The following is a 16,544-nucleotide window of genomic DNA, read 5'->3' on the forward strand; positions in this document are numbered from 1 at the left end:
TCCGTCACTTCCTCTCAAGTCTCTTACTATCGCGTCTCTGTTGTTGATGCTCGATTCGTTCCTGGACGATGCGTTCCGCCGTCGCGAGGAACGTCGGCTTGAACTGGTCCGTCGTCATGATGTCTTCGATGCCCTCGGTCTGCATCAGCGCCTGCAGGAGCTCTGTCAGGATCTGTCCGTGACGGTCGGAGCGGTTCGCGGCGAGCCGGATGCGCTCGAGTTCTGTCGACACCTGCTCGTTCATCAACTTCTCGATATGATGTGAGACCTGTGTGCTGATCGAGCGGGTGAGGAACTGCATGTCCCACTTCTCGTCGGCCAGTTGTTTATGTTCGGCTACGATATGGTCGATGACTTGACCGAGGTGGCCGAAGCGTTTGTCGTCGGCGAACTCTTCTAAATACGCGACCGTCTCCGGCTTTAATCGAAGACGGATCTGTCTCAACTCTTCCATCGTCCTCCCTCACTTTCCATATTCGATGTCCCGCTCCAGTTGTTCAAAAGCACGTTGATTCTTCAAGTGTTCGAATTCGTCGGTCATATGCCGCTCGATCCGGTAGAGTGATTCGTTGAATATCTTTTGTTGTTTGAATACGCGTCGGACCGGATGATTGGAGGCTTCATTTTTCTCAAATGTCACCTGTTCTTTTGACAAGTCTCGCATCTCGGAGAGGATGGCATTCCCCATCCGGGTGTAGAGGTCCTGTCGCTTTGTCGTCCGGTAACGTTCGGCCTTCTCCTTGTCGCCATAGCTGCGACGGTGGAACGAGACCTCCTGTTCGAGACGCTCGTTGAAGGCTTGGAATTCCTGTTTGAAGTAGATGTCGATATAGAGGTCGGTCAAACGGTCGAGCGGTTCCCGGAGCGGCTGCATCCCGTTCATGTTGTAGCGCCATTGACGTTTGTCTTCCGGCAACCGTTCATAGATGTCCTTGAACTGGCGGACGAGCTCGGGATGCAGGACACGGTTCGGGAGTGTTGGAATCTTCCGGTTCCGTTTATGGACGACCAACTCGTCGCGGATGAAGGTGTTCAGTTTTTCCTGTTCTTTCGTCCGGTCGGCGAGAGAGTGGATGACCCTCGACTTCATCAGCTCGATCGATTTCGGTTTGCGTTTGCCGCGCTCGCGCATGTGGCTCGTCTCGACGATGGCGACATGGATGTGGATATTGTCGGTGTTGTAATGCACGGCACCGGTCCAGTAGGCGTGGACCATCTTTTCTTTTTGAAGCATCGCCTCGACCGCGTTTCGTGTCGCCTGGATCAATCGCTGCTCGTCGACGAGGTCGTCATGAAGGACACCGGTCTCTCGCAGCCAGGCGTTGTCGAACGAGATGACGTCCTGCCAGAGAATGCTTCCGTTCTCTTGCGCGTGCTTGAAGATATCGCGGACAACACGGCGCTTTTCGTCGTCCAACCGATCGTCCTCGCGTGTGAACAGACCGCTCGATTTCGTCTCGTCTTCCATGTAATCATGGTACGTCTCGAACTGTTCCCGGCTGTCTTTCGCGTCCGGACGATTGATGTAGTCGAGATACGTCGTGTAGCGACGTGACTTCTTTATCAAACCCGGCACCTTGAACTTCGACTTGATGATGACACCCGGGGTCTCATGCATCTTGCATCACATCGTTCAACAATCGGGTCACTTCGGCGAGCTCGTCCGCGCTCCGTTTCAGGTGGAGTGTGTTCGCTTCGAGTTGCCGTTCGAGCCGCTCGATCTGCGTCGACTGGATGCCGTTCGCACACCAGGAGGCGAGCAATTCTTTCAAATATTGTTGCCGGGAGCGATTGTTAAGCTTCGCCCATTCATCGATCTGCTTCACGATGACGGGGTCGATGTCGCGGAGTAATAGATTCATCTGCCTGACCACCTTTCTAGAGGCTGCATATTGCCAACGTCCGAAAAACCCGTTCAAAGAGCATAAGGGGAAACTGCTATCACTTGTCGTGATAGCCCAGGCAGAGCCTGGGGTTTCCGTGATATCACCAAAAGTCCGAAAACGGCACGAAATGTGCCAGTAAAACCAGCGATTTGGCACGAAATGTGCCACTTAAATCGACAGTTCCCGGAGCCGGACGCGCAACTTGTCGTGCTTTTCTTCGAGCGCTGTGATCGACTGTTCGAGCTTCTCGAGTTCGAGTGTGAGCTCGTCACGCTTCCGGCCGAGGTCGAAGATTTCGTTCTCCTGTTCGACCTGTTCGTCGAGCGAGAGGTAGGGGAGTTCGCTTTCAAGTTCCTCTTTGTAACGGTCGAGTCGCTTGATCTGTTGCCGCTGCGCCTCAACAGATTGTTGCGCTTTTTCTAATTGTTGCTCTGTCTCCATAAGCTCATCCTCGACGAACAATCTTGTGAAAGTTGTCTCGTCAGATGAATTGTGACTCGCCTGTTCGATGGTCCGACGGTCGGCATAGAGTGACGTCAATAGACCGTTCTCCCATTCCTCGGGTGTGAGTTTATCGATTGATTGTGAGTCGTCGACCCCATAGATTCGGACGGCGATTTGGTCGAAATCGTTCGGCACGTTCTCTAATTCGAGCACGTATTGATCGTTCCGTTTGTAGAGCAACGTGACTTCCTTCTCAGAATCCGGACGCGCCTTATAGACATAGTGATAGAGATGATTGTTCGTGTTACCTGGTGTCTCATCGAGTGAGAGGCGGATACGCATCGTCCGTTTATCCATGTCATAATTCCAGGCATGGAGCGTCACGATTTCCCCGTTTGAGAGCCGGATCGCCTCGTTGATTGGCGTCTCATTGACCGGTGCCTCGTCGGCGAAGAAGATCGACGAGGTGCCAAAGAAGAGGAACCCGATGACAAAGAATACGCCGAGTCCGAGGTAGAATCGGGAGACGTTCTGGGTGAGGCGTCGTCGCGTTTTCGGTCGCATTTAAATCCCTCCTTCCGGTGTCAGATCTTCCATCTCTGTGACGACCAAACGCCCGTCGATGGACTCGAACGTCAAAGCCAACAGTTCTTGCGTCGTCTCTTCATAACCCGTCTCGGTGATCACCAGGTCTTGTTCGAACCGCACGAGACAATGTTCTTCGGAAGCGGAAGGGAACACCTCGATGTTGCGGACGGTCGTCTCGAACGTGCCGACGTCACTGCCGTCAGCGGCGAAGAGTATGGCCTCGATATCTTCAGACATGACGTCTTTCGCCTGTCGCTTCTGGGTCGTGTAACTCTCCCTCGTGATGGTGAAGGCGTACTCGACGAAACGCGTCGCGCGTGTCGTCAGCTCTTCCATTCTTTCCTTCTCCGTCGATGCGACGACTGGTTCAGTGTCCGACGGCGCATCTTCAGAAGTTACTGACTTAGAGGGAGTGATGCTCTCGTTTTGTGTCTCCCTCGTGTTCGAGGTATTTGCCGCTGGTGCCGCGCGTTGATAAAAAAAGATGTTCGCCGCGAGTGAAATGAGAAGCAGTACCCCAAACAGATACGCGAGGTGACGTCCGGTGAAGTTCATTTTCCCTCCTCCTTTCCATACATCCATGACTCAAAATCCGAAGACCGGGGCGGGGTCGATATGGCCTGACCATTCACTCGTTTTGATCTCAAAATGCAGATGGTTCCCGCTCGATCGGCCGGTCGTGCCGCAGTATCCGAGCGCCTGTCCGGTCTCGATCTGTTGCCCGGTCTGGACGCCGAGACGACTCAGGTGCGCGTACGCCGTGATGTAGTTGTCGTGTCGAACCTGGACGAGATTTCCGTACGGTCCGCGGTTCCCGCTATAGATGACGGTGCCACTTTTGACCGCGTGGATCGTGTCGGACGGTGTGCAACTGAAGTCGATGCCGGTGTGGTTGTCCCGTTGTCCGAAGACGACGCGCCATCCGAAACGCGATGTCACGTTGAGCGGGATGGCGAGCGGGGAACGTAGTCCCGACAACAGTTCTTTCGTGATGACCCCATCGGCGACGGCGACCGGCGCAAGGTATTTCAACACCGCGTCGACATACTCGATGTCCCCATAACAGGCTTCGTGCTGGACTGCGCTCGGTCGATGACAGCGATAGATACCGGTGTGTTTCACGCGTTGGTACATCATCTGGGAGAACGAGATGGCGAGCTCTTTCGAGTACCGTCCTCCGTTCTGTTGCACATACTCGATGAAACCGCCCCCGAAGTTGTAACTCTGTAATGTGAGCTGCAAGTCCCGGTTCGCCCGTTCGAAGACGGACGCGAAATGCTCGACGCCGTAGACGATGCTTTCCTCGGGGGAGGTGATGCAACCGATCCGTCCGCACTTTGATTCGCTCGCCTGCATCGGGTCGTTCCCGCGTCCGCCGCTCTCTTGCATCATGAGTGCGAGCACAAGGTTCGTCTGTTCGGCCAGCCCGTGCTTCGTCAGTTCCGATTCGACCAAACCCCGATATTGGAGCACTTGGTCACTTACCTGGAGACCACCGGCCGTATCGAACGGGACGTCGGTCGGTTGTTCGTTCTGGACACCCGTGAGTGTGTCGAGGATCCCGACGATGAGGATGACCAGGAACAACACGAGTGCCGCGATGCCGAGCAGGATGAGCCGCCACTTGAGCGTCGCGAGCTGCCACTTCGCCGTGATGGCGAAGCGGGCCGTCCGTTTCGCGGCCGCCCACATCAGGCACCCCCACCGAACAGGGCGAGCTCTTCGGGTGCGACATCGACGTCAAATATGAGATTCTGCACGCCCGAGATACTGAGGACGACGCATCCCGTCTCGAGCGAGGGGATGATCCGCATCTCGGAGTTCGAGAGCTGGCCGTCGAACACCGTCTGGATGATCGGGATGCTCTCCGCATCTTGTTCGCCGATGATCTTGTATTGCGTCAACTGGAAGAGAGACTTGACGTTCTCCGCGTTCTCGGACTTCGAGCCGGCCGGCACGAAGTCGGTGATCAGATGCGACACGAAGAAGATGCCGCCGAAATACTTGCGCGCCTCGCGCATGCAACGCTGCAGATACAGGATGGCCGGCTGGGCGATGTCGCGCGTGTTGATCAAGTGGTGCGCCTCGTCGATGACGATGAGGTACTTGCACGCCTCCTCGGTCCGGAGCACGCCCTGGTTATAGGCCTTCAGTTGGCTTGAGCCGTTGGCGATCATCCCGTCCCACAGCATGTTCATCAAGGAGAACACCTGCGCCTGGAACACCTCGTCCCGTAGGCTCGTCAGGTTCCGGAGCGGGAACGAGACGATGAGCTCTTCGTCGAACCGGTCAATCGAGGAGTGCCCGTCGAAGATGCTGCCGTAGTTATGGACGAGGTTCGTGACGGCGAGTTCGATGTTCTCGAGGCGCCGGACCCGGTTCGGACTGATCGCGTCCTTGATCGAGGTGCGTGTGTCGTCTGTGTAGAGCTCACGCCGCACGAGCGTCAAAAAGTCGGAGAACGTCGGGTACCGGTTCGCCGGGTGCGTCGTGATCGGTAGCTCACCCTGTTCGTCCCAGAGTCCGTGCCGGACGTACAGGTCACGGAGCAGGATCTCGAACTCGTTCGTCTCTTCTTGTGTCGCCGCCGGATTGATGTAGTGATAGAACACGGCCATTTTCGACAAATGCTGCATGAACGAGAGTGCCTCGTTGGCGCTGCCGTCGTTGTTCGTCACCGTCTTATAGACATGGAGCGGGTTGATGAGCCCGGCCGACCCGTCGAGCGCGATCTCTTTCCCACCGAGCTGACGCACGAGGTCGGAGAACTCGCCCGTCACGTCGAGGATGCGGATCTTGTTGCCCTTGATCGCCTGGTCGAGCACGGTCTTCTTCAATAGTGTCGACTTGCCGGATCCCATCTTGCCGATCATGAGCGCGTTGTAGAACTTGCGCTGTTTGTCCTTGTGGAACAGGTCGAAGATGACGCTGCCGTTCGTGTCGGTCGTCCCGTAATACGTGCCGGTCGCGTCCTGGAGCGACGTGAAGTGGAACGGATAGCCGCCGGCGATGGAGAGGGACGGGATCTCTTTCCCACGGCGCCGGTTCGGGAGTCTCTGTTGCTGGTCATAGCTCGTGAACAGGCTCTGCCACTCCCATTCCTGTTCGTTCAAGAAGATCGTCGAGCGGAAGTTCCGGGCCTCGAGCTCTTCCATCACTTCCTGCACTTTCACTTCGAGCGCGTCAAGCGTCTTCGCCTTCACATAGAGGCGCAGATGCAGATATTTCATCGTCTCGCCCTGAGTGATCTGTTCGTAGAGTTCGTTCAGTTCCTTATACGTCTCCCGGGCGTCGATACGGTCGATGTTGTCCTTCGCGTTCTCGAAGCGTGTGTTCTGTTCGGCCATCGACTTGTTGATGGTCTGGATGATCTCACGCTTGTCGGCCGTCCCGATGTCGAGCGTCGTCAAAACGCCCGGCATGTTCAGGATCGGTTCGAGCCAGTAGTCATAGACGAGCGACTGATATTTATAGACGTGGAGGCACGACAGATAGCCGTCCCCGAGCCGGACGAAATTGGCGTCGAACTTAATACCGCCCTGCGGCTGGATCTTGGCGATGACGTCGGGGTTATAGCCTTTCTCGATCTTGACGGTCTCCGGATCCTGTTGTCTGGATATTTTGTCACGCAGGCGCTGCCACATGCGCGTCACTCCTTTCTTCAGGCGTCGAGTTGCGGTTTCGTGTTCGGGTTGTTCAGTTGATAGAGCACATGAATTTTCTGGTCGAGCGTCAGCTCGCGCATCGGGTTCGAGCGGCGGAGCAGTTTATAGAGGTGTGTCTTCCGCTCGCGTAGCGTCCGCTCGTCGTCGGCATAAAAAAAGAGGAGATAATCGCGATTGGTGCGATGCTCCTCGAGGTATTCGAGCTCCTGCTTCTTCTTCAATAAGAAGGGCAGGTAGGCCGGTGTCTGATTTTGTCGAATCTGTCGCTCGATGCTGATCTTCTGCCGTTCGAGATTGAGCGGCGTGTTCAGCGGCACGACCTTGAGTGGGTGCGTGTACGCCTGTAGGAGATAGGCGAGCGAGAACACGTCATGGTCTTTTTCCGCCTCGTTCAAGGAGTAGATGTCCTTTGAAGTGAGTTGGACCATGTCGAGATAGGTCCCGTCGCGCATCTCGAACGCCTCCGTACCGGTGATGTCGACGACCGGCATCAGTTCGGCGACCGTCGGTTTGACGACGACCTTGTCTTTGACCTTCCGTTTCTCGACCACGTCCTGTTCGTCGAGCCAAGTGCCTGTGCGTCTCGGTTCTTGTAGCGACTCCTCGATGAACGCCATCTCAATCACGTCCTTTCGTGTGCGCGTCGAGTGCGAGATAGGTGTCTTTCCGTTTGATGAGCGCGTAGTAGAGGGCGTGGACCATCCGTTTTTGCGGATTGGTCGCCGGCCGTAGCACCAGGAACAGCCCGAAGACGGCGAGGAAGACCGTGAACGGGATGTGCAGCACCGACGGGATGAACGGGAGCGTCACGAGCCGGAGCACGATGAGCCCGACGAGGAACAGGAAGTCATGCAGATAGAGCATCTTATTGATCTTCAGTTCGGTCGTGACCTCGTTCGGGATCCGGTATTTGCGCATGGGTCATCACTCCTTTTTCTTCATGTTGTCAGGTTTCGGTGGCGAGGTCGGATAGATCCGTCGCGACTCCTCATGGTGCTGAGTATGGCGGTGCGTCTGAGTCTCGCGTACCTGTTCGATGACCTCGGTCTCGACGTCGAGCACGGTGTCTTGATGTATGGTGCGGCGGGCGCGTCCTTGGCGTTTCTCTGTTGCCGAATCATTCGAACCCGTCGTAGATGACGAAGACGGGGATGAGTCGCTTGAATGTGGTACCTCATGAGGTGTCGGTGTCGTCACGTCATTTCTGTCTACTGATTCATTGTGACGATGGCCTAGTCCGGATGTGGTATCGGTAGACCCGGTGACTGGTTCGATAGTCGACGAAGTAGGGATTGGAGAATGACCAGAACTTGAATGGTCGTGAATCGACTCCGGTCTTTGCGTCTCCGATGACATTGTTTGATGGTCGTGTCCACGTTCGGTATTTGATTCAGGGTTCGTCGCATGGATTGATTCGGGAGACGTGCGGCCCGACGCTTCGTTCACGTGTGGAGAACCGTGCACTTCAAGCTCAGATTCTTGACCGTTGTTTGGTTGCGCATCCTTCTTCGGACTTGTCGGTTTCTCTTTGTCGGTCTGCGTGCGTCTGGCGGTTTGATTCGTCTGAGCAACACCATCTAGATCGGTTTGGCTCTCGGCATCCGCGCTCTGTGAAGCTTGGCCCGCTGCATTAAGCGGTGAACCGTTATGCGTCATGGCATTTGGGTCCATCCGAGCCGTCGCGGCCTCACGAAGCGATGGCATCTTCGGTGCGCCTTGTGTGGCACGCGCGACCTTCGAGACCGCATGGGCACCGGCCGAGGTCACGCCTTTCCCGGCGGCATAGGAGCCGAGGGCGACACCCCAGCCCCGCTTGAGTCCGGCATCGATCCCGAACAGCCGCTCGACCATGTTCGGCCCATCAATCAATGCGACCGAGAAGGCGATGAGGGCGATCAGGTAGGCGAACCCGTTCAACGTCTCCGCGAGATAGGCAGTCCCGATCGTGTACAGCTTGATGGAGACGAAGATCAAGATGATCACGAGGAACGTGTTCAGAATGCTCTGGATGACCTTTTTCGTCTTTTGGCCACTATGCAGGTCGGCCGGTGCGACGAGGATCGCCAAGACATAGTTGAAGGCGAGCTCGAATGAGAGGCGCGCCAGTTTGTAGGCAATCGAGAACAGCGTGAAACCCATAATCCCGAGCGTCACGAAGATGGTCAACCAGTTCGGCTGATAGCGATAGTAGTATTGGTTGTTCCACTCGACGCCACCTTGGTCTAGCTTACCGAGACTTGTCTCTCTTCCGTTCCATAGAATATAAGACTCGGCCAATTTGTTTCCGGTTGCCGATAAGTCGTAGTTGTTCTTGTCGAAAATCTCATTAATCCGGATATTATCAATCAGCTCAGTTGGAATGGCATTTAATGCTTCGCCTGTAGTAGCATTGAAATCCTTTGAATCGTGCTCAATCAAATCATGTACATTCCGTTTTAAGATACTCTCAGATAATGAAGCTTCTCCGTCATAAAGCGAATCTGTTCCGATTTCTGCGATTGCTTCATCAGAGAACTCCTGAATTCGACTCATAGTTGGTGAAAGTAAACCTAAGATCAATAGTGTGATGAACAGGTTAATCAAAAAACTCTCACGTTCAAATTTCTTTTGGAAAATCAACAAGTACCCAGTGAACAAAAAGCTTCCTGCTAAAAGAACATATAAAAAAGGTTGAATCGTAAGAACGAATTCAACCACTTGTTCATTATTGAAGAATGTATTGGTTAATAGGATTTGATTCGTGATTGATTCAAGGCCGTCAATCAAGACTGATAGTCCTCTGACAAGAATCCATCCCATTGAGCGCAGTGCGTCATTGACCATACTACTTATTTGGAGTACGTCTTCGTATTCCTGTAATTTGGTGATTAAATCGGAATCAGCCATTGAAAGACCCCCAATCTACTGAGTCCTAGTAAAGAAGTCCGCTAACTGTTGTTCGTAATTGTCCGCCATTAACATTCCAACATTGATTTCATCTGTGACGTTTCCATCTTGAATCGAGTATAGAACGGCACCTTTTAGTTCGTCAGTGTATTCAAAGTTACCACGATCGACAAGTGTCTCGCCATCTGGCTGAAACGTATTATAGAGCGTGACTTGTTGTCTCTCTTCGTTCGCTACCTCTTTTACGAATTCAACGAACTCTTCGAATTCACCATCTTCTTCTTTTACAATCAGCAAATAATCATCCTCTTCGGCTGTCATGACCTTCTCAACGTGTTCAATATCACGTTGAACCAAAGCCTCATTGGAATTTGAGCAAGCTCCAAGTAAAAACAAGCTGATTCCTAAAGTACCCGCAAGTAGTTTCCTCATAACGTTTACCCCTCCGTCAGACGATTTTCCCCTTCAATAGATCCGCGACTTTTAAATTGACGCGGAAGTCGAACTTATCTATTAGTGTAACAGTTTTCGGGGTGTCTGAGGTGTCGTCCTGATAGACGGTCAGAAAGCCATCGGTCGTTTGAATGTTAAGAACATCGCCCCGTTCGAGGCGGACGCGCTGCGTCTCGATGATCCTCGCGACGACACGCAATTCGTTCTGGATTCGCTTCTCTCTCGCACTCTCGGCCATAGGTTTGGTCTCCTCTCTAAGGTGTGCCTTGCTTCAGTTTCTCGAGTCGTTTCGCGATCATCGTGCTCAGAAAGCTCTTCTGGCTGTCGGTGACGTCGTACATCCCTAAATTAAGGTTCGTCTCGAACTCAGGGAGGGACATCCCACCGATGTCATGGCCCTCGAACATCGAGCGGAGGATGCTGTCCTGCAACACGTCCCGTACCGTCAACGGTTTTTCTTCCTGATTCGATTGCTCACTCGTATCCGTCTCGTCTTCTGCCCTGGCGAAACGGACACGAATTTGCTCGAAGTCGAGACCGGCGTGACGACAGGGGATGTCGATGTCATGCAGGGAGCGGTCCGTGTCGAAATCGTCCGCCAGGTATTCATAGCGGTACTTCATCGCTGTTTTGCCGCTCAGGAAGATCGGATACGACTGAATGCGCCGCTTCTTCGTGTCCTGACGCTTGATGACACGGATGATGAGCATCTCGCCTTCCTTTAGCCCCATGACCTCGGTCGCCGTCATGAGCCGGCGACCGTCCACGTTCTCCGTCTTCGATTTCTTGAGCGAGAACGTCTGCCCGGACCGTGATTTCGTGACGATGGTCGCCTCACCGAGCTTCTTCGAGATCAGTTCGGCGGTCGACTCGTCTGCGGTCAACAGATAATGTGTGTTCCCACAGTTGCCATCGATCGTCTTCCAGTCCTCGCCGTACAGGTTCTCGAGCTGAGAATAGGCCTGTATCACGAGGTTGAAGCGCATGTTCCGGCCAAGACAGACCGTGATGATGTTGGCCATGCCTTCGATCGGCGGCATGTTGCCAAACTCATCGAGTAGGAAGACGACCTGGCGTTCACATTTTCCTTGTTTCGTCTGCGAAGCGACCCGGGCGAGCGCAGTGTACACCTGTTTGATATAGAGCGACGCGATGACATTGAACGTCGGGTCATAGTCCGGGACGATCAGGAAGACCGCCACGGGACGTAGCTGATGCATCACTTCCCGGATTTGGATCGTACCATCAATAAAGTAGTGGAAGCGTCCACTTAACTCGTCATGCGCTTCCAACTTAATCGTCGAATTGCTAGAATCGGTCGAGATTTGAACGGTGTCTCCAATTCTGAGTGGCGACGTATGGTACACGATGAAGCTGCCGTCGTCGTCCGTCGTGAGCGCATGGGTCGTCCCGTCGGGGAATCTGACCGTGAGCCGGATCAGTAGCTCTGCCCGTCCGCTAATCCAACGGTTGAATCCGATGCGTCGCATGTCGAGCGAGTTCATCGATGTCAGCTTCCCAGTCCCGTTCAACGTGAAGATTCCTAGCTTCGCATTCGTGTTGGCCAGGATGCTCGCCCGCGTCTGACCACCGGAGAAGTGGAGCGTCGCGAACTGGAGCCGGGCCGGGTGGTTCTCCGGGAACCGCTGAAAGAACTCGTCGAGCGCGGAGATTTCCTGACCGTGTCGCGTCACCACCGTCCGGGAGCCGAGGTCCGAGAGCATGAGGGCGACGTTGTACATGTTGATCTTCTCCGGCGTATCCTTCGCCTCCTCACAGAGCCCGAGGATGAGCGCCGTACACAGGTCGATCGACGAGTTGGCCCAGAACGGGTCCCGTGCCTTCGGGTCATGGTACAACATGAAGGCAACCGAACGCGCATACTGTTGGGCGAGCGAGTAGTTTTCCTCCAAAAATGCGTCGATCGTCAGTTGCAACAGGTTGTACGACATCGATTGGAGTGGGTTCATCAGGTTCAATACCTCGACCTGATAGCCGCGTTGCTCGAGCGTCCCCTTCGAGGCGGCAAAGAGCTCGCCCTTTGGGTCGTTGATGATCAGACTTGCCTGGTCACGCGCCCGGCTGTATAGGTCGATCGTTGAGAAGACGAACGTCTCTCCCTTCCCGGATCGGGTCGTCCCGATGACGAGGTTATTGACGGGCGAGTCATCGATGAACAGCTTGTTCTTGACCCGCCCGACGGGGACACCACCTAATCCTTCATACTGTTTCTTCCGGTCCGGGACGCGACGGTACTGTTGTTTCAACTCGTCGAACGAGGTAAAGCGGGCGCTCCCTTTCTGATTCTTTCGCAGATCCCGGAAGTTCAGCCATACCTTCCCGAACGCGACCAGCCCAATCAGTAAGCTGGACACAATCAACCCGACCAAGACGGTCGAAGAGGGAAGGTTCACCTCTACAAATAAGGAAGACGTGAGCGTTGGGATTGTCGCCCCGGCTAACAGCCCGTCTTGTAATATCGGGGTCAAGATTTGTCGAATGATGTTGTAGGTCCCGTTCAGTAGATAAAAAATCCCGACCGGCAATGCCAACAGGCAGAACAGGGCAGGAAGGAGCAGACGTATCGGGTATCGTGGTGACAGAGATCGAGTTCTCAATTATTTCACCTACCTTAATCTGAATAAAGAATCGTGTGCAGGTCAACTTCTTCAGCAGCGATAGCGGATTGAATCTTCTCACGGGCCGAAGTGTCCTTGCTAGAAGTTTTCTTCAGTTTATCTTTCAGCTCGTCGATGGTGGCCGTACTATCTTGATAGTTGTCGATTTTTTCTTGTACGGCAGGGTCTTTCGTCTTGGACGCCCAATCATTCGCGGACTCGATATCCCCGAGATAGAGATAAGCGGTTACTTTCGCCGAGGCGCGGGGAGCAGTCCACTCCACGTTTTCGGTCTTGGCCACGGTCGCATGGTCCCGTTCCAGTGCAGCGATATCGAACCCGCCCTCATCGGTCGGATGTGACGCTTGGAACTCCAGGAGCCGTTCCAATTTCTCCTTATCAGATAGATCAAGCGCAGCCAACTTCGTCTCGATCAGGATCGGGTCATTCGTGAGCTCGAGCGCTTTCTGATCCGCGCCTTCCGCTAGATAGAGGTCGACCAATAGGGCATTCTCTTCCTCGGACCGGTCTTTCCGCTCTAGCAGTTGGATAAGTGATGATTCTTCACCTTGGAGCGCTTGTTCGTAAGCATCCAGCCATGTCTGTTCGACACCGGTCACCTGTTCGGCGTGTGCCTCCTTGTCGATAAACCATTGGGTGGCAGTGAACAACGATGTGAATAGAATCCCCACAGTAGCCGCCCCGTAGATGAGGCGACGTTGCAGTCGAGTCAAGCGCGATTTATAGGTCGATGACACAATCGGGTTCGATTTGACGGACTGGCGCTTATAGTCGTCCGGTGTCTCGGACTCGATCTCGTCGAGGAGCCACATCTTCTTCGCGTCGTCCTCTTTTTTCGTCCGAATCCGTAGTACCCGGTCCTTGACCTGATGGTACAGGTTCGGATAGGTGCCTTCAGTTCCGAACGTGAACGTTCCCCGATAGAGCAGTTCGTCTTTCTGGTCGAAGAGCCGGAAGTCACCAAAACAGCTCGCCCCTTCCTCGCTGAGCGCCTGGTGCAGGTCATGTGTCGCGATGACCGCCTCGGCGAAGGGGAGCCGCTCATAGTTCTGGATCCGCATGTCCGGTACGTCGGTGAATCGTACAAACAGCATCTCGTTCCTCCTCTCGTTTCAAGCAACAAAAAAAGCCTTCCGATTGGAACGCTGTGTGCGTGTGTATTAGAATTTGATGTTCTGGTCGACCATCTCGGCGAGCGTGAACGCGCCCATGACGATGATCAGGCCGACGACGGCTTTCGAGCGGCCCCGATCCCCGCCGAAGATGAAGTAGAAACCCCCGATCGCGAAGGCGATGGCCGCGGCGATGACGGCGAGTCCCTGGAAGAACTGAAGCAAGCTGAGCCCTGTCTCATTGAGTCCCATGTCGTTCCCTCCTTAGTCCTGGTGCGCCGGCGACTTGAAGCTGAGCTTCGCCTCGAGCGCCTCCAAAATGAGTTCCTGGTTGTCCTGGATGACCTGTTGATGCTGCTCGTCGAGCCATTCCTCATAATCCTTCCCACGAATACGCAGAAGTTTCTCGGCGAAGTTACGGTTCTGTTTCTGCTCTTTTGATGCCACAATGCACACTTCCTTCCCTTGATCTCGTGATGTGCAGCAGCACATCATTAAGGACAGTCGGATTCGATGCGGTGGGTTTCTAGCCGTTCCCCCACAAACTCCGCTCCTCGTTACATTGAGGAACTGTAAAGGGTTTTTCGATGACCCAGAACGATTATGTGACCTTGTGGCGAGTTTTAGGCGACTCTCGCCGAACCATCTGTGCGTAGATCCCGCTCACCCGGTCACTGGTGAGGGACACGCCGGTATGCGATTGGATTAGACCATCCTTAAGGATGTGCTGCTGCGTCGATGTCGGTTATTGTCGAACTCTTTTTCGCTTCTTGACGTGGATGAGCTCGTCATCAGGGTTCTTGCGCTTGGCCAACACGTGCGAGTCACAGACGACGGTCCGAATCCGGTAATAGAGTTGTGTCAGCTGGACCACCTCACCGCTACCTTCCTCGATCCCAATAAAGCCGTGCAGTTCATACGTCTTCCCGTCGAACGTGCGGACCGAGTCAGCCTGCGGTAGCTCCTTCAGGTCGAACCGACGTCGCTCGAGCTTGGTGACGGAACGCTTCGCCCCGTATCCGAAGTCGATGGCGTCCCATGGGACCGTCGCGAGCGTGTGTCCGAACGCGCGGGCCAGGTGATCAATATCGGCGATCGACGGCACCGAGCGATTCTGTTCGTACTGACTGATGGCGGGCTGTGAAATCTCTCCGAATGTCTTCTCGGATAGTTCGACCTGTGACCAGCCCAAGAGCCGGCGGTTCTCCTTCAACCACTCCCCGAATCGATACATAAGCCTTCCCCTTTCTGTAAACCAGAGCGGCGACCAAACAGATGTTTCCTTTTGTTGGTTCCAATATAACAGGGTTCGAATTAAAAATCATCAGTTTTCTGATATGTCAGAAATTTTACAGTTGACGATTCTTGTCGAATCCGCTCTACACAAGGGATATCTAGCAACAGAAACTCAATATTTTTGGCTTTGTAGCATAACTGTAAAAATAACGCATTGTAGATAGAAAATAATGACAAGTACTTTGATTTCAAGAGATTGTGGTAGAGTAGAGGAATAGGAGAGTTCGTAAAGAATAAGTGATGAAGAGAGTACTTTGATCGTGGGGTGAGCAAGTGGAATTGAACGAGGCAATCATCGAGCGGATGAAGGAGCTCGCTGCGGAACGCAATATGACCATCCATCAAGTCATTCAAAAGGGTGGATTGAACCAAGCGACGATTTCAGAGTTAATGAATGGACGAACGAAGCATCCAAAGGTAAGCACGATTCAGAAATTTTGTGATGGTTTAAATATTTCGCTCAGTGATTTTTTCAATAACAGCAGATTTGATTAGTTCAAAAATAGCTTTAAATATCATTATATTGAACAATATTTAAAGCTATCAGGTCGTTGAATAAAATGTTATATAACTTGGCGCTCTTATCTACCTCGGTAATGTGCCTGAACTGATTTCGGTACGTAAAGTGGAAGGGTACAATATCCTTAAAGTAGATTGAAGTCTCTTCAATTTTAAATACTGTTGGCGATGTTGAAGACGACTCAAGAAGACAACTTGTCGTTTAAACTATCGAAGAGACGGTAACAAAAATTAAAAGCTTGAATCTCTAATAATCATTAAAAAGGCGGTTATGACGATGAACAGAAGAGATGTTTTCAAAGAGATTGAAGATATGGGATACATTCATACAATCAGTTATACAAACGCAATAAATTCCTTTATCAAGGACGAGTTTAAACTTGCTTATTTTAGACCTGATTCAGACGAAGGCGATCACATTATCGCGATTGAAACCAAAGAGCGATTCACAAAATGGTCTGAATCGAGAAGGAGAGTTTCATTCACATCTCTAAACCATGTCAAAGAAATTATTAGAGAAGAAGAAAGAGAATTGCTGAAGAATGCAAATACCACTGAAAAGGGGTGATCAAATGGATAACAAATTAATTAATTCCATTAAAGTTAGTCTATCTAAAGAAAAAGAGGCGTCGAGAAAAATTGGTTGAATCAGCAAAACACAGGAAGAAAGATTTTGATGAAGCATATAATTTAGGTAGAGAAGCCGCCTATGAGATGGCATTAATATTATCGCCGTTTAGCACCAGTTAGGTTATTCCAAAATAGATTTGCATGCTCACCCCTGTTTTGTCATTACACCATTTTTTGCTTGGTTAAGATGTAACTTAGTTGATTCGGTGTGTAGGTATTCATTTTATTCCCTCCTACAAATTTATAAGTACGGATAAGATAACAATTGTTTACCGATCACTTGATTTTACCGATAGAACCGATTTAAATTCTTAAACAACTATGAACACATGAGTATTAGTAACCTGTACTTGTAAAATATCTATGTCAACATCCTCTTTGATTCACGATCCTTGTTTACTTATACCAAGGTCAGCATTAATTATA

Annotated in this window: 19 protein-coding genes; 2 read left to right on the forward strand and 17 right to left on the reverse strand. The window is 52.6% G+C overall.

Annotated features, from left to right (window positions below; genetic code table 11):
• Nucleotides 1-4: 4 nt before the first annotated feature.
• From EVJ20_RS13395 to EVJ20_RS13475, 17 genes are all read right to left on the reverse strand, one after another.
• A complete protein-coding gene (locus EVJ20_RS13395; protein ID WP_131508544.1) occupies nucleotides 5-454 on the reverse strand; it encodes a hypothetical protein in 450 nt (149 codons plus the stop codon).
• Nucleotides 455-463: 9 nt separating this feature from the next.
• On the reverse strand, nucleotides 464-1,618 hold the full coding sequence (mobP2, locus tag EVJ20_RS13400; protein WP_131508546.1) for a MobP2 family relaxase: 1,155 nt from the start codon (nucleotides 1,616-1,618) through the stop codon (nucleotides 464-466).
• Entirely contained in the window at nucleotides 1,611-1,862 is a 252-nt protein-coding gene (locus EVJ20_RS13405) for a hypothetical protein (RefSeq protein WP_131508548.1), read from the reverse strand. The genes mobP2 and EVJ20_RS13405 overlap by 8 nt, the downstream gene beginning before the upstream one ends.
• A gap of 192 nt (nucleotides 1,863-2,054) precedes the next feature.
• Nucleotides 2,055-2,894 carry a hypothetical protein gene (locus tag EVJ20_RS13410; RefSeq protein WP_131508550.1) on the reverse strand — a complete coding sequence of 280 codons (840 nt, stop codon included), beginning with the start codon at nucleotides 2,892-2,894 and terminating at the stop codon, nucleotides 2,055-2,057.
• Complete coding sequence (locus EVJ20_RS13415) at nucleotides 2,895-3,473, reverse strand: hypothetical protein (protein WP_131508552.1); 579 nt, start codon at nucleotides 3,471-3,473, stop codon at nucleotides 2,895-2,897. It abuts the gene before it with no gap.
• Nucleotides 3,474-3,503: 30 nt separating this feature from the next.
• On the reverse strand, nucleotides 3,504-4,610 hold the full coding sequence (locus EVJ20_RS13420; RefSeq protein ID WP_131508554.1) for a lysozyme family protein: 1,107 nt from the start codon (nucleotides 4,608-4,610) through the stop codon (nucleotides 3,504-3,506).
• On the reverse strand, nucleotides 4,610-6,562 hold the full coding sequence (locus EVJ20_RS13425; RefSeq protein ID WP_201740027.1) for a VirB4 family type IV secretion system protein: 1,953 nt from the start codon (nucleotides 6,560-6,562) through the stop codon (nucleotides 4,610-4,612). The genes EVJ20_RS13420 and EVJ20_RS13425 overlap by 1 nt, the downstream gene beginning before the upstream one ends.
• A 17-nt stretch (nucleotides 6,563-6,579) precedes the next feature.
• Nucleotides 6,580-7,200, reverse strand: coding sequence for a hypothetical protein (locus EVJ20_RS13430; RefSeq protein WP_131508556.1), 621 nt, complete (start codon nucleotides 7,198-7,200; stop codon nucleotides 6,580-6,582).
• 1 nt (nucleotide 7,201) lies between these two features.
• On the reverse strand, nucleotides 7,202-7,501 hold the full coding sequence (locus tag EVJ20_RS13435; RefSeq protein ID WP_131444081.1) for a DUF5592 family protein: 300 nt from the start codon (nucleotides 7,499-7,501) through the stop codon (nucleotides 7,202-7,204).
• A gap of 6 nt (nucleotides 7,502-7,507) precedes the next feature.
• Nucleotides 7,508-9,469 (reverse strand): pLS20_p028 family conjugation system transmembrane protein, encoded by a 1,962-nt coding sequence (locus EVJ20_RS13440; protein ID WP_442899278.1) that lies wholly within the window; start codon nucleotides 9,467-9,469, stop codon nucleotides 7,508-7,510.
• 15 nt (nucleotides 9,470-9,484) lie between these two features.
• Nucleotides 9,485-9,901 carry a hypothetical protein gene (locus EVJ20_RS13445; RefSeq protein ID WP_131508560.1) on the reverse strand — a complete coding sequence of 139 codons (417 nt, stop codon included), beginning with the start codon at nucleotides 9,899-9,901 and terminating at the stop codon, nucleotides 9,485-9,487.
• Nucleotides 9,902-9,917: 16 nt separating this feature from the next.
• Nucleotides 9,918-10,160 carry a hypothetical protein gene (locus tag EVJ20_RS13450; RefSeq protein WP_012390470.1) on the reverse strand — a complete coding sequence of 81 codons (243 nt, stop codon included), beginning with the start codon at nucleotides 10,158-10,160 and terminating at the stop codon, nucleotides 9,918-9,920.
• A gap of 16 nt (nucleotides 10,161-10,176) precedes the next feature.
• Nucleotides 10,177-12,540 carry a VirD4-like conjugal transfer protein, CD1115 family gene (locus EVJ20_RS13455; protein ID WP_131508562.1) on the reverse strand — a complete coding sequence of 788 codons (2,364 nt, stop codon included), beginning with the start codon at nucleotides 12,538-12,540 and terminating at the stop codon, nucleotides 10,177-10,179.
• A gap of 14 nt (nucleotides 12,541-12,554) precedes the next feature.
• Entirely contained in the window at nucleotides 12,555-13,655 is a 1,101-nt protein-coding gene (locus EVJ20_RS13460) for a hypothetical protein (RefSeq protein ID WP_131508564.1), read from the reverse strand.
• A gap of 66 nt (nucleotides 13,656-13,721) precedes the next feature.
• Nucleotides 13,722-13,925: a hypothetical protein gene (locus EVJ20_RS13465; protein WP_131508566.1), complete on the reverse strand. Its 204-nt coding sequence runs from the start codon at nucleotides 13,923-13,925 to the stop codon at nucleotides 13,722-13,724.
• Between the two features lie 12 nt (nucleotides 13,926-13,937).
• The gene (locus tag EVJ20_RS13470; protein ID WP_131508568.1) at nucleotides 13,938-14,120 is read right to left on the reverse strand and encodes a hypothetical protein; all 183 of its coding nucleotides are present in this window, start codon (nucleotides 14,118-14,120) and stop codon (nucleotides 13,938-13,940) included.
• 298 nt (nucleotides 14,121-14,418) lie between these two features.
• Nucleotides 14,419-14,907, reverse strand: coding sequence for a helix-turn-helix domain-containing protein (locus tag EVJ20_RS13475; RefSeq protein ID WP_131508570.1), 489 nt, complete (start codon nucleotides 14,905-14,907; stop codon nucleotides 14,419-14,421).
• A 335-nt stretch (nucleotides 14,908-15,242) separates the two neighbouring features.
• Between EVJ20_RS13475 and EVJ20_RS13480 the strand changes: the two genes are divergently transcribed.
• Both EVJ20_RS13480 and EVJ20_RS13485 read left to right on the forward strand, forming a co-directional pair.
• Nucleotides 15,243-15,464 carry a helix-turn-helix domain-containing protein gene (locus EVJ20_RS13480; protein ID WP_131508572.1) on the forward strand — a complete coding sequence of 74 codons (222 nt, stop codon included), beginning with the start codon at nucleotides 15,243-15,245 and terminating at the stop codon, nucleotides 15,462-15,464.
• A gap of 301 nt (nucleotides 15,465-15,765) precedes the next feature.
• Nucleotides 15,766-16,056: a hypothetical protein gene (locus EVJ20_RS13485; protein ID WP_131508574.1), complete on the forward strand. Its 291-nt coding sequence runs from the start codon at nucleotides 15,766-15,768 to the stop codon at nucleotides 16,054-16,056.
• Nucleotides 16,057-16,544 lie beyond the last annotated feature (488 nt).

This window comes from Exiguobacterium sp. SH0S1, assembly GCF_004337165.1.
Classification (GTDB): domain Bacteria; phylum Bacillota; class Bacilli; order Exiguobacteriales; family Exiguobacteriaceae; genus Exiguobacterium; species Exiguobacterium aurantiacum_A.

Coding starts and splice junctions, on each gene's coding strand:
- EVJ20_RS13445 (WP_131508560.1), bottom strand. CDS start 9,901: ATGAGGAAACTACTTGCGGGTACTTTAGGAATCAGCTTGTTTTTACTT.
- EVJ20_RS13425 (WP_201740027.1), bottom strand. CDS start 6,562: ATGTGGCAGCGCCTGCGTGACAAAATATCCAGACAACAGGATCCGGAG.
- mobP2 (WP_131508546.1), bottom strand. CDS start 1,618: ATGCATGAGACCCCGGGTGTCATCATCAAGTCGAAGTTCAAGGTGCCG.
- EVJ20_RS13435 (WP_131444081.1), bottom strand. CDS start 7,501: ATGCGCAAATACCGGATCCCGAACGAGGTCACGACCGAACTGAAGATC.
- EVJ20_RS13465 (WP_131508566.1), bottom strand. CDS start 13,925: ATGGGACTCAATGAGACAGGGCTCAGCTTGCTTCAGTTCTTCCAGGGA.
- EVJ20_RS13450 (WP_012390470.1), bottom strand. CDS start 10,160: ATGGCCGAGAGTGCGAGAGAGAAGCGAATCCAGAACGAATTGCGTGTC.
- EVJ20_RS13420 (WP_131508554.1), bottom strand. CDS start 4,610: ATGTGGGCGGCCGCGAAACGGACGGCCCGCTTCGCCATCACGGCGAAG.
- EVJ20_RS13475 (WP_131508570.1), bottom strand. CDS start 14,907: ATGTATCGATTCGGGGAGTGGTTGAAGGAGAACCGCCGGCTCTTGGGC.
- EVJ20_RS13440 (WP_442899278.1), bottom strand. CDS start 9,469: ATGGCTGATTCCGATTTAATCACCAAATTACAGGAATACGAAGACGTA.
- EVJ20_RS13430 (WP_131508556.1), bottom strand. CDS start 7,200: ATGGCGTTCATCGAGGAGTCGCTACAAGAACCGAGACGCACAGGCACT.
- EVJ20_RS13410 (WP_131508550.1), bottom strand. CDS start 2,894: ATGCGACCGAAAACGCGACGACGCCTCACCCAGAACGTCTCCCGATTC.
- EVJ20_RS13405 (WP_131508548.1), bottom strand. CDS start 1,862: ATGAATCTATTACTCCGCGACATCGACCCCGTCATCGTGAAGCAGATC.
- EVJ20_RS13460 (WP_131508564.1), bottom strand. CDS start 13,655: ATGCTGTTTGTACGATTCACCGACGTACCGGACATGCGGATCCAGAAC.
- EVJ20_RS13485 (WP_131508574.1), top strand. CDS start 15,766: ATGAACAGAAGAGATGTTTTCAAAGAGATTGAAGATATGGGATACATT.
- EVJ20_RS13415 (WP_131508552.1), bottom strand. CDS start 3,473: ATGAACTTCACCGGACGTCACCTCGCGTATCTGTTTGGGGTACTGCTT.
- EVJ20_RS13395 (WP_131508544.1), bottom strand. CDS start 454: ATGGAAGAGTTGAGACAGATCCGTCTTCGATTAAAGCCGGAGACGGTC.